The sequence below is a fragment of the Cellulosimicrobium funkei genome (assembly GCF_001019615.1).
GTDB classification, from domain to species: domain Bacteria; phylum Actinomycetota; class Actinomycetes; order Actinomycetales; family Cellulomonadaceae; genus Cellulosimicrobium; species Cellulosimicrobium cellulans_E.
Genome location: NZ_JNBQ01000004.1, coordinates 138,662 through 150,690, shown reverse-complemented (window position 1 = coordinate 150,690; position 12,029 = coordinate 138,662). Strand labels below are relative to the sequence as shown.

Below are 12,029 nucleotides of genomic sequence, written 5' to 3'. Positions count from 1 at the left end.
GGAAGCCGCCCGCCGTGCCCCCGCCGTCGGGCACACCGACCGGGTCCGCCCGGACCCAGGGAAGGACAGCATGACCCCCGCACGTACCCGCACCACCCGCCGCACCGTCCGCCGCACCGCCGCCGTCGCAGCGACCGCCGTCCTCGGCCTCGCCCTCACCGCCTGCGCCTCCGACTCCGGTTCCGGCGGCTCGGACGGCGGCTCCACCGGGGAGGACGAGACGTCGGTCTCCATCGGCATCCCCTCCGGCTGGGACGAGGGCATCGCCGTCTCCCACCTGTGGACGGCGATCCTCGAGGAGGAGGGCTACGACGTCTCCTCCCAGACCGCCGACGTGGGCGTCATCTACACCGGCCTCGCCGGCGGCGACTTCGACGTCACGCTCGACGTCTGGCTGCCCTACACGCACGCCTCGTACGAGAAGGAGTACGGCGACGAGGTCACCGACCTCGGCTACTGGTACGACGACGCCAAGCTCACCATCGCGGTGAACGAGGACTCGCCCGCGCAGTCGCTCGAGGACCTCGCCGGCATGGCCGACGAGTACGGCAACAAGCTCGTCGGGATCGAGGCCGGCGCCGGGCTCACCGAGATCACCCAGGACCAGGTCGTCCCGACCTACGGGCTCGAGGGCATGGACTACTCCATCTCCTCGACCCCCGCGATGCTCGCCGAGCTCAAGGGCGCGACCGACGCCGGCGAGAACATCGCCGTCACCCTGTGGCGCCCGCACTGGGCCTACGACGAGTTCCCCGTCCGCGACCTCGAGGACCCCGAGGGCGCGCTCGGCGAGGCCGAGAAGATCCACATGTGGGGCTCGTCCGACTTCGAGGAGCGCTACCCGACGCTGACCAAGCTTCTCGGCGCCTTCACGCTGGACGACGAGCAGCTCTTCTCGCTCGAGAACATGATGTTCAACTCCGACGAGTACGCCGACGAGGCGGAGGCCGTCCAGGCCTGGCTCGAGGCGAACCCGACGTTCGTCGACGACCTCAAGGAGTCCGCGGGCGTCTGACGCCCGGAACAGAGCACGAGCGCGGCGGCCGCCTCCCGTACGGGGGGCGGCCGCCGCCTCTCTATCATCGTGCGGTGACCTCTCCCCAGACCGAGCTCCGCACGCACCCTCCGCGGCACGCCGCGCCCCGTGCGTCCGGCGGCACGCCCGCAGCGCCCCGGACCGACGTCCAGGCGCTCCGCGCGATCGCGGTCGGGGCCGTCGTCCTCAACCACCTGTGGCCGAGCCGGCTCGCGGGCGGCTACGTCGGCGTGGACGTCTTCTTCGTCATCTCCGGCTTCCTCATCACGTCGCACCTGCTCAAGGAGCTGCTGTCGACAGGGCGCGTCCGGCTCGCGACGTTCTACGCGCGCCGCGTCCGCCGCCTCCTCCCGGCGGCGCTCCTCGTCCTGGCGGTCTCCGCCGTCGCCGTCTGGGCCTTCCTGCCGTACACGGCGTGGTCACGCAGCGCGCAGGAGATCGCGGCGTCCGCGTTCTACGTCGAGAACTGGGCGCTCGCCGCGCGCTCCGTGAACTACTCCGCGCTCAACGACGACGCCACGGTGGCCCAGCACTACTGGTCGTTGTCGGTCGAGGAGCAGTTCTACCTGCTGTGGCCGCTCCTGCTGCTCGGCCTCTACCTCCTCGCCGTCCGAGGGGCGCGGGGGGCCTCCCGGCCACGGCGCGTCGTCGCGACGGGGGTCCTCGTCGTCGGCGCGCTGTCGCTCGTGCTGAGCATCGTCATGACGGTGCGCTCCCCGAGCGAGGCGTACTTCGTCACCCCGGTCCGGTTCTGGGAGTTCGCGCTCGGTGGCCTCCTCGCGCTCGGTGCGACCCGGGTGCGGCTGAACGGCGCGGCGGCGAACGCGCTCGCCCTGGCCGGATTCGCGACGATCGCCGCCACCGCGCTCGTCTACGACCACGCCACGCCGTTCCCCGGCTGGCTCGCCGCGGTCCCCGCGCTCGGCACGGCCGCCGTGATCCTGGCGGGCACCGAGAGGCGTCCGCTGCTCCACGACCGGGTCACGGCGCTGCGCCCGGTCCAGGTCCTCGGCGACGTCTCCTACTCCGTCTACCTGTGGCACTGGCCCCTGATCGTCGTGGCTCCGTTCGCGCTGAGCCGGTCGCTCACGACCGTGGACAAGCTGGGCATCGCCGTCGCGTCCGTCGCGCTCGCGTGGGTCACCAAGGTCCTGGTCGAGGACAAGGGGCGGTCATGGCGCTGGGCGTCGGTCCGGCCGCGCCGGTCGTTCGTCCTCATGCTGGCGGGCATGGCGATCGTCGGCGCGCTCGCCCTGGGGCTGCACGCCGCCGCGGGACGCTCCGCGGCCGAGGCGGAGCGCGCCGCGCAGGAGGCGGCGGCCGCCGACGCCGCGTGCCACGGGCCGGCCGCGCTCGCCCCCGGCGCGCCGTGCGACGACCCGTTCGGCCCCGCCGTCAACCCCGTCCTCGGCGAGGAGAGCAAGTACTACGTCGTCGACCACGCAGAGTGTGGAGAGATCGGTACCCGGCTCGAGGTGGAGGGCGCCAAGACCACGCGCGAGTGCGACTTCAGCGACGGGGATCCCGCGGCGAAGCAGGTCTGGCTCGTCGGAGACTCGCACGCGCAGCAATGGCAGGCACCGTTGCTGCAGATCGCCAGCGAACAAGACTGGGACGTCACCATGAGCCTCCTGGGCGCGTGCCCGTCCGCCGACGTCGCATACGTCGGCTACCGGGGAAACCCGGCGACTCCCGAGAAGCTCCGACAGTGCGCGGCGTGGCGCGAGGCCGTCCAGGCCGAGGTCGCGCACGAGCGCCCGGACATGGTGTTCACGTCGAGCTTCGCGCGCGCGGAGCAGGTCGACGACGGCTCGGGGCGCTCGCAGCGCGACCAGTACGTCGAGGGTTTCCGGTCGTACTGGCAGCCGTGGCTCGAGGCCGGGACCGACGTGTACGTGCTCGGCGATCCGCCGATGAACGGCATGGTCCGCGACAAGGACTGCGCGATCCTCAATCCGGAGTCGCCGGTCGAGTGCGCGGTCGACCGGGCCGTCGCGCAGCCCGCGGACCCCATCCTCGAGGCCGCGAGCCGACCGGCGGACGGTCCAGGCAGCCTCGTCCCGGTCGACCTCACGGACCGCTTCTGCGACGCCGAGCGCTGCTACGCGGTGGTCGGCGGGCTGCCGGTGTACGCCGACCGCGACCACCTCAACAAGCAGTACGCGCTCGGGCTCGAGGACGAGATCGCCGGTGTCGTCGCGCGCGAGGGCTGAGGTCGAGACCGTCGGCCGAGCGGAGGCGGAGTCGCCGCACGGCCGACGGCCCCGTCGGTTCACCCGTTCTTCGACGCGCGGTAGCCGGCCGCGCGCGCGGCGGCCGCCGTCGTGAAGCACTCCTCCGGCTTGGTCGCCGCGTAGTAGCGGCCACCCGGGACGTGGTAGATCATGCTGTTCCGGTTGCCCTTGATCGGCGCCCAGGAGGGGCAGTTCCAGGTGCTCACCGGCGTCGTGCGCGACGGTCGCGGCGGGGCCTTCACCGCGGCGGTGGCGGCGCTCGTGCGGGACGCGGTGACCCAGGCCGCCCTCTTGCCCGTCACGGTCACGGTGATCTTCTTGCCCTGGTCCGCGGCGACGAGCTTGTAGGTCGACCGGGTCGCGCCGGGGATGGCGACCCCGTTGCGCTTCCACTGGTAGCCGAAGGTCGCTGCGGGCGACCAGGCACCCGGCCGCACGGTGAGGGTCTTGGTGACCTGCGCCGTGCCGGCGATCACGGGGACGACCGTGCGCACGAACGCCCGGACGACCCCAGCCGTCGCGGCGCTGGTCGCGCTCCGCGCCGTGTACCCCGTCGCACGACCGGTGACCGTCACCGTGATCCGCTTCCCGTGGTCGGCGACGGCGAGCGTGTACGAGGTCTTCGTCGCCCCCTTGATGGCGACCCCGTTGCGCTTCCACTGGTAGGAGAGCGTGGGCTTCGGCGTCCACGTGCCCGCGGTGACCTTGAGCACGGACCCGACCCTCGCGGTCCCGGAGATCTTGACCGCTCCGGGAGCCAGGACACCGTCCGCGACCTTCGCGGTCGCCTTGCTCGTCACCGCACGGGTCGTATACCCGGCGTTCGTCCCCGTCACGGTGACGATGACGGTCTTGCCTCGGTCGGCGACGCGCGGGGTGAACGTCGCACCGGTCGCACCCGTCACCTTGGCCCCACCGACGGACCACTGGTAGGCCAGACGCGTGCCCGCCGTCCACGACCCCGCACCCACCGTGAGCCGCGAGCCGACGCGCGCGGTCCCCGACACGACAGGCGTCGGCGCGATGAGCACACCGGCGACGACCTTCGCCGTCGCCGCGCTCGCGGCCTCGCGCGGCGCATAGCCCGGCGACGTCCCGGTGACGACCACGCTGAGCTGCTGACCGAGGTCGGCGGCCGAGGGCACGTAGGACACGCCCGTCGCCCCGGCGATCGCCGTCGTACCGCGACGCCACTGGTACGAGAACGTGGCCGACGGCGACCAGGTCCCGGGAGAGGCGACGAGCGTCGCGCCCACGCGGGCCGTACCGGTCACGACCGGCACCTGCGGGAGCAGCGTGCCCGCCGCGACGGTGACGGGCGCGCTCGACGACGTGCGCGTCGCATAGCCGGCCCTGGTCCCGGTCACCTCCACGACGAGCTCCCGACCCTCGTCCGCGGGCGAGGCGGTGTAGGCCGCGTCGAGCGCACCGTCGACGGGGACGCCGCCACGCAGCCAGCGGTAGGTCAGCGCGACGTCCTCGCCCCAGTCGACGACGGCGACCACCGTGCTCCCGACGGTGGCGGCACCCTCGACGACGGGGTCCGGTCCGGCGACGGTGCCCTCCACCACGGGGTCCGTCGCGGCGGTCACGCGGGTCACGGGCTCGGCACCGGAACCGGGGAGGGAGCCGACGAGCTCGGCGTGCACGCGCGCCCCGACGAGCGCCGGCGGCAGCGCGAGGTCGGAGCCGACGACCCCGTCGAGCAGCGTCCCGTCGGCGTACCAGGAGACCGCGAGCTCGACGCCCTCCGGCCCCCACGGGTCGGAGGACACGCTCAGCGTCCCCCCGACGCGCGCCTCGCCGACGATGACCGGGTCGGTCGCGGGCGCGATCACGACGTCCGCCACGTCGGGCGTGGTCGCGTCCGTCTCGTCAGGGGCGATCACCTCGCCCGTCCCGGGCTCGACGACGAGCGCCGCGGCCGGCTCGTGAGCCACCGCGGGGACCGCTGCCAGAGGGGCGAGGACGAGCGCGGCGACGAGGGCAGGGACGACCAGCCGGCGACGGGACGACGCGGCGTCGTGCGAGATGATGACCACGAGAGCTCCAGGCGGTGGCGGGTCCGGTCGGCCTGACCGGCGAGAGAACCGTAGTGGACGGCGGAGCGCTCACGGCCCCCGTAGCCTCGATCTGCGCGGAATTCACCCGCGCCCACGACATCGTTCCGGTCGCGGTGTCAGTGCTCCCGCGCGTACTGCTCCAGGACGTCGTCGAGCGGCCCGTCGGCGCGCAGCTCACCACCGCGCAGGTAGAGCCCGCGGGTGCAGAACCTCCGCAGGTCGTCGTTGTTGTGCGAGACGAGGAACAGGGTGCGCCCGGCGGAGAGCAGCTCGCCGATCCGCTGGTAGCACTTGTCGCGGAACGCCTTGTCCCCGACCGCCAGGACCTCGTCCACGAGCAGGATGGGGCCGTCGAGCTGCGAGACCACGGAGAACGCGAGACGGACCTGCATCCCCGAGGAGTAGTGCCGGTACGGCGAGTCGAGGAACTTGTGGATCTCGGCGAAGTCGACGATCTCGTCGAAGCGCTCGTCGATCTCCTTCTTCGACATCCCGTGCAGGCCCGCGGCGAGGTAGATGTTCTCCCGGCCCGTGAGGTCGGGGACGAACCCTCCCGTGATCTCGATGAGCGGGGACACGTCGGCCTTGACCGTCGCCCGGCCCTCGTCGGGGAGGAGGACGCCCGTCACGACCTTGAGGAGGGTCGACTTGCCCTGCCCGTTCCGACCGATCACGCCGATCGCCTCGCCCGGCGAGACGTCGAACGAGACGTTGCGCAGAGCCCAGAACGAGTCGCGGGCCGGTCCCTTGTCACGGCGCAGGATCATCTGCCGCAGGCCCGCGCTGCGGCGGCCGCGGTCGAACTGCACGCCGACGTCCTTCACCGAGATGATGGGGTCGGGCAGCCCGGAGAACGTGGTCGCTGCCATCACAGCTCCTTCAGCATGGAACGCTCGGTCCGCGCGAAGACGATCCAGCCGAGCACGAGGGTGAACACCGAGACCCCGCCGGCGATCGCGATCGCGTCCCAGTGCACGGCGTCGGGGAAGAACCCCGCCCGGAACGCCGTGATGATCCCGCTCATGGGGTTGAGCAGGTAGAGCGTCTTGAGGAGCTGCGGGATGTTCGCGTTGTAGACGTCCTGGATCCCGTACAGCACGGGCGACGCGTAGAAGAGCACGCGCATCGCGACCCGGATGAGCGGCTCGATGTCGCGCAGGAGCACCTGCAGCGGCGCCAGGAGGAGACCGACCCCGGCGAGCAGGACGAGCTGCATGAGGATCGCCACGGGGAAGAGCCAGATGTGGCCGTTGATCTCCGGCTGGAAGATGAGGAGGAACACCGCGAGCACCGGCATCGAGAACCCGAACTCCACGGTCTTCGACATCACCACGCGCAACGGCCAGACCTCACGGGGAAGCCGGGTCGACCGCACCAGGCGGGAGTCGTGCTGGAGCGAGTTCGCGCTGTCGCCCACGCAGTTCTGGAACCAGGTCCAGGGCAGCAGCGCGGCCAGCAGGAAGATGATGTAGGGCTCTTCCCCGACCGAGCGCGGGAAGATCTTGGTGAAGACGAACCAGTAGACGGCCGCCATGAGCAACGGGTCGAGGATCGACCAGAAGTACCCGAGCAGCGAGTCCGCGTACCGGACCTTGAGGTCACGCCGGACCAGGAGGCCCAGGACGGAACGGGCCTTCCACAGCGCCATCGGCCTGTTCACGGCCGCGACGACGCCTGTATCACTCACTTGTTCCTCCACGCGCTGGACGCCTCGCACCCGAGGCCGTCGCACACCCTACCGTCGCGGGAACCCGCGGACGGACGGTCAGTCGTCGCCATCGGTGATCCCGATCGTCGCGCGCCATGCCGAGGGGGCGACGAGCGCCGACGCCTGGTCGCGGTACGCCTTCTGCACCTCGGGCCAGCGCCGCTTGAGCTCGCGGTGCAGCGCGAGCGACTCCCGCCAGAGCGCGACGAAAGCCTTGCGGTCTCGCACGTACCAGTTCCCCGTGCGGTCCTCGCCGGCCAGGACGAGCACGCTGTCGTACCGCGGAAGCTCCCACCAGACCCCCTGGCCCCGCTCGAGCTGGGCGTCGGGGCGGCTCCGCTTCTCGGGGCGCACGGGGACGAGGAGCTGGCGTGCGACGGAGCGCAGCGTGAAGACCGCGAGCGCCGCACCTCGGGGACCGTGCTTGCGGGCGGTGGGCGGCACGTCCTTGCGGGCCGGCACGGGGGCCGGGGCGTCGACGGTGTAGCTCCTGGCCTCGCCGAACTCCTTGGCCAGCGCCCGCAGCTCGCCGAGCCGCGTCCCCATCGTCGCGTGGAGCTCGCCCGGGCCCTTCAGCACGTCGCGGAGGGCCGCGTTGCGGAGCGTCACGGCGTAGTACTGCATCGAGAGGAGGTGCTTGAGGTTGAGCCGGCTGCTGTCCGCGAGCAGCGCGCCGCCGTGCTCCTCGCCCGAGTGGATCAGCCCCGAGACCACGCGGTTGCGGGCGTGGAAGTACGCCTGCCAGTCGATCGCGTCGTCCTTGTCCTGCCACGTGATGTGCCACAGCGCGACGCCCGGGAGCGAGACCGTCGGGACGCCGGCCGCCTTGGCGCGCAGCCCGTACTCCGCGTCGTCCCACTTGATGAAGTACGGCATCGACAGCCCGATCTCACGGACGACCGCCGTCGGGATCAGGCACATCCACCAGCCGTTGTAGTCGGCGCGCGGCCTGCGGTGCAGCCAGCGCGTCGCGCGCAGCGACTCGTCCGAGAAGTCCACGAGACGGTGGTCGGGGTCCGCGGGGCCCCACATGAAGTTGGACTGCTGCACGATCTCGCTCACCGCGTGCAGGTTGGTGGGGCGGTACATGTCGAACATGTGTCCGCCGACGATGGTGGGCCGCGAGCAGGCGTCCGCGAAGCGCACGGCGCGGAAGATGCTCTCCGGCTCGACCGCGACGTCGTCGTCGAGGAGCATGACGTGCGTGGAGCCGAGCGCGACCGCCTCGAGCATGCCGCGCGAGAAGCCGCCCGAGCCGCCGAGGTTGGGCTGGTCCACGATCTTCAGGCGGTCCCCGAGGCCTTCGCGCGCCTCCTCGAAGCCCGGCTCCGCCGCGACCTTCTGGGTGCCCTGGTCCACGACCACGACGCGATCCAGCACCTGCCGCACGTCCTCGTCGGAACCGAGCGCGCGCAGCGTCCGCACGCAGTAGTCGGGCTTGTTGAAGGTGGTCACGGCCACCGTCACCGTGCCGTCCGCCGAGGGACCGTCGACCTCCCATCGTCCTGGACCGATCTCGACGTCCGTGGACGCCGTGATCTCGAACCAGCACCAGCCGCCGTCGGCCGAGCCCGCCGTGGCCACGTCCAGCCGGACGGTCTGCTCTCCGTCGAACCGGACGGCCTCGAGCCGCGTGGCGTGCCCGCGCGCGTCTGTCCGCACGAGGCGTACCTGCCCACGTCCCGCGAGCTCGATCTCCAGCGTCACGGTCTTCACCGCGGTGTTCGCCGCCCAGTGCATCAGGGGGAAGGCGTTGAAGTACGAGGCGAACGACACGTCGCTCCCGGCGACGAGACGAGCCGTGCGACGCGACACGACGTCGATCGACGACGTCGCTCCACGGGGGCTCTCGACGTACAGCGGGAGCTTGTCCAGGTCCGTGGGGTAGACGACGTGCTGGACGGTGATCACGGTGGGCGCCTCGCAGGATGGGTCGAAGATCCGGACGGCCGAAGACGTGCGCAGCGCCCGCTGGGGCGGCGCGTCGGCCCGATGGCACAGGCTACCGGCCCGACCGCTCGGGACGGGCGAAATCGGCCTGGTTCACAGAATGTGCAGATCGCGTTCACGAACGCGTCGGTGACGCGTCCGCCGGACGACGCTGGCGTAAACTCGGGTCGGCCTCGGGGCGGTCCACCCGCTCCCGCGGCACTCCTCGAGACCCCGATCCGAAGGGCCCCCATGCCGCGTCGTCCCGCCACGACGTCCCGCGAGCTGCGCGCGAGCCGCACCCGCCTTCGCCTCCCCGCACGCGTCCCGGACCATGTCTCCTCCCTGGACGTCCTCCTCAACGGTCACCGGGTGTGGTCGATCGACCTCGTCTCGGACGACGCGGTCCGCGAGCGTCTCGACCACCCGTGGCCCGCACCGATCACGCCGTTCCTCGACGGCACGGCGCGCATCGACGTCGCCGACTCGACGACCGGGGACGTCCTGTGGAGCACCTCCGTCCGGTTCGGCAGGAGCGAGCGGCCCGTCGAGGTCGTGGACGCCCTGGGACGCCACGTCGCGCTCAACAAGTGGGGGCGGCTGGGCAAGACGTTCGACGGTGCGGACGAGGGCTTGCAGCAGCGTCTGCTCGACCGCCTGGACGTGCTCGTCGATCTCCTGCACGCGCTCGGCCTGCGGCCCTTCGTGGTCGGCGGCACGCTGCTCGGCGCCGTCCGCTCGGGCCACATCCTGCCGCACGACGACGACGCCGACCTCGCCTACCTGTCGGAGCTGAGCCACCCCGCGGACCTCTCCCTGGAGAACGCCCGGATCGCGGCCGACCTCACGTCGCGGGGGTACGAGATCGTCCGGCACAGCAACGCGCACCTGCAGATCACGTTCCGCCGCGACGACGGTCTCGTCGACGGCTACATCGACATCTTCACGGCGTTCTTCACGCCGGACGGCCAGATCAACCAGCCGTTCCACGTGCGCGGGCCGATGCGCCAGGACTCGATGCTGCCGTTCTCGACCGTCACGCTCGAGGGTCGCTCGTACCCGGCACCGGCCGTCCCGGAGGACTGGCTCGTCGTCAACTACGACGAGAACTGGCGCACGCCGCTCCCGGGCTACAAGCTCCGGACCCCGCGCGCGACGGCCCGACGCTTCCGCAACTGGTTCGGCTCGTACAACTTCCAGCGCGACTTCTGGGAGGACCGCTACCTCTACGACCCGACGAGCGGGAGCGGCACGGACCTGCGCGGTGCGGACGCCCTGCTCGCCCGCACGGACGACGGCGACGTGGTGGTCGACCTGGGCTGCGGAGCCGGTGCGGCGGCACGGCACCTGGCCGCGCACGGTCGTCGGGTCGTCGGCGTCGACTACGCCGAGTCCGCGCTGCTGCGCGCCCGCGGCCTCACCGACGCCGCCGAGGCGGAGCGGGTCACGTGGCTGCGTCGCAACCTCATCGACTTCCGCGAGGCCGCGGACGTGATCGCCCTCCTCGCCGAGGAGGAGGGCCGTGTCCACGTGCTCGCCAACCACCTGCTGGAGCGTCTCGGGCACCACGGCAGGGCCACCGTCTGGCGTACCCTGCGCCAGTACGCACGAGCCGGGAGCGTCGTGGCGCTCGTCGTCGACACGGTGCCGGACCCCGAGGTGACGTTCCGCGACCCGACGACCTGGCACCTGACGCTCGAGGAGATCGAGCAGGAGCTCGCCCCTCTGGGGCTTTCCCTCGACGGGACGACGCCCCTGCGCGGGACCGCACGCGACGACGTCCGGCGACCCGTGCTCACCTACCTGACCACCGCAGCCCAGAGCTGAGACGAGGACGACATGAAGCAGAAGATCATCGCCGTCGGCGACCGCGTGGCGCCTTCCCTCATGGCACGCCTGCGGGGCAAGCCGCTGCCGAACCACGCGCAGGTGCTCGAGGAGCTGGCGCAGCTGCGCGAGGACGTGCGCGACCTGCGCGCGGAGATCGACGAGTGCCGCCGGGACAACGTCCGCATCGCCGAGCTGACCGACATCGTCGAGGCGCGGCTCGCCGCGCCTCGGTCGGTGGACTGACCGACCCGCGCCGCCCCGGCCCCCACCTCGACGGAACAGCGAGCACCCCCATGACCCAGACCCCCCACGTGGCAGCAGTCGTCGTGACGTTCAACCGTCTCGAGAAGCTCAAGAAAGGCATCGCCGCGATCCGCGCGTCGAGCGTCCCCCCGCAGACGATCCTGCTCGTCGACAACGACTCCACGGACGGCACGGGCGACTACCTGCGCACCATCGCGGACGACGAGGACATCCACGTCCTGTCGCTGCCGAAGAACGTCGGGGGGGCCGGCGGGTTCGCCGCCGGCCTGCGCCGCGCCCACGAGCTCGGGGCGGACTTCTTCTGGATCATGGACGACGACTGCTACCCGGAGCCGGACGCGCTCGAGCGGCTCCTCGACGAGCACCGTGCGGTCGAGGAGCACGTCCACGACCGCGTGCCCTTCGCCTGCTCCGTCGTCAAGTTCGTCGACGGTCAGCTGTGCGAGATGAACGAGGCCGTGACCACCTGGGACTGGCCCCGCTACCTGGTGCAGGGACTCAACGCGGTCAAGGTCCGCGAGTGCACGTTCGTCTCCGTCCTGCTGCCCCGGTGGACGGTCGAGGAGCACGGGCTGCCCCTGGCCGAGTACTTCATCTGGTACGACGACAAGGAGTACACGAAGCGCCTGTCGGGCCGCACGCGTCCCGGCATCCAGGTGCTCGACAGCTACGTCGTGCACGACATGGGCGACAACAAGGGCGTCAACTACGGCCAGATCACCGCGCAGAACGTCTGGAAGTTCAAGTACGGCGCCCGCAACCAGTCGTCGTACCGCTGGCACTACGAGGGCAAGCTCTCGTGGATCACCTACGTGAAGAACGTGGTCGGCAAGATGCGCCAGGGCGGGGTCTCCCGCAGCCTCCAGGTCCAGATGGTCCGGCAGCTCCTCGCCGGCATCCGCTTCAACCCGCAGCCCCAGTTCCCCCGGACGTCGCCGAAGGCGCCGAGCGCGAGCTGACGCCGA

9 protein-coding genes are annotated in these 12,029 nt (G+C 71.6%); 5 read left to right on the top strand and 4 right to left on the bottom strand.

The genetic code is table 11. The features are described from left to right. The first annotated feature begins 70 nt into the window (after positions 1–70). Positions 71–1,015: a glycine betaine ABC transporter substrate-binding protein gene (locus FB00_RS06810; RefSeq protein ID WP_047232126.1), complete on the top strand. Its 945-nt coding sequence runs from the start codon at positions 71–73 to the stop codon at positions 1,013–1,015. Positions 1,016–1,089: 74 nt separating this feature from the next. Continuing rightward, positions 1,090–3,249 (top strand): acyltransferase family protein, encoded by a 2,160-nt coding sequence (locus tag FB00_RS06805; RefSeq protein WP_052877508.1) that lies wholly within the window; start codon positions 1,090–1,092, stop codon positions 3,247–3,249. Positions 3,250–3,308: 59 nt separating this feature from the next. Here FB00_RS06805 and FB00_RS06800 read toward each other — a convergent pair whose 3' ends face one another. The 4 genes from FB00_RS06800 to FB00_RS06785 all read right to left on the bottom strand — a co-directional run bounded on the left by FB00_RS06800 (position 3,309) and on the right by FB00_RS06785 (position 8,952). After that, positions 3,309–5,312 carry a hypothetical protein gene (locus FB00_RS06800; protein ID WP_052877507.1) on the bottom strand — a complete coding sequence of 668 codons (2,004 nt, stop codon included), beginning with the start codon at positions 5,310–5,312 and terminating at the stop codon, positions 3,309–3,311. Positions 5,313–5,449: 137 nt separating this feature from the next. Next, complete coding sequence (locus FB00_RS06795) at positions 5,450–6,202, bottom strand: ABC transporter ATP-binding protein (RefSeq protein WP_172819983.1); 753 nt, start codon at positions 6,200–6,202, stop codon at positions 5,450–5,452. Then, entirely contained in the window at positions 6,202–7,020 is an 819-nt protein-coding gene (locus FB00_RS06790) for an ABC transporter permease (protein ID WP_231581751.1), read from the bottom strand. Before FB00_RS06790 ends, FB00_RS06795 begins: the two co-directional genes overlap by 1 nt. 78 nt (positions 7,021–7,098) lie before the next feature. Further along, positions 7,099–8,952, bottom strand: a complete 1,854-nt coding sequence (locus FB00_RS06785; protein WP_052877506.1) for a glycosyltransferase — start codon at positions 8,950–8,952, stop codon at positions 7,099–7,101. 270 nt (positions 8,953–9,222) lie between these two features. Between FB00_RS06785 and FB00_RS06780 the strand changes: the two genes are divergently transcribed. The 3 genes from FB00_RS06780 to FB00_RS06770 are packed head-to-tail and all read left to right on the top strand — an operon-like array spanning position 9,223 to position 12,023. After that, the gene (locus tag FB00_RS06780; RefSeq protein WP_047232123.1) at positions 9,223–10,797 is read left to right on the top strand and encodes a methyltransferase domain-containing protein; all 1,575 of its coding nucleotides are present in this window, start codon (positions 9,223–9,225) and stop codon (positions 10,795–10,797) included. A gap of 12 nt (positions 10,798–10,809) precedes the next feature. Continuing rightward, positions 10,810–11,043 carry a DUF6752 domain-containing protein gene (locus FB00_RS06775; RefSeq protein WP_047232122.1) on the top strand — a complete coding sequence of 78 codons (234 nt, stop codon included), beginning with the start codon at positions 10,810–10,812 and terminating at the stop codon, positions 11,041–11,043. 50 nt (positions 11,044–11,093) lie between these two features. After that, a complete protein-coding gene (locus tag FB00_RS06770) occupies positions 11,094–12,023 on the top strand; it encodes a glycosyltransferase family 2 protein (protein WP_047232121.1) in 930 nt (309 codons plus the stop codon). The last annotated feature ends 6 nt before the right edge of the window (positions 12,024–12,029 follow it).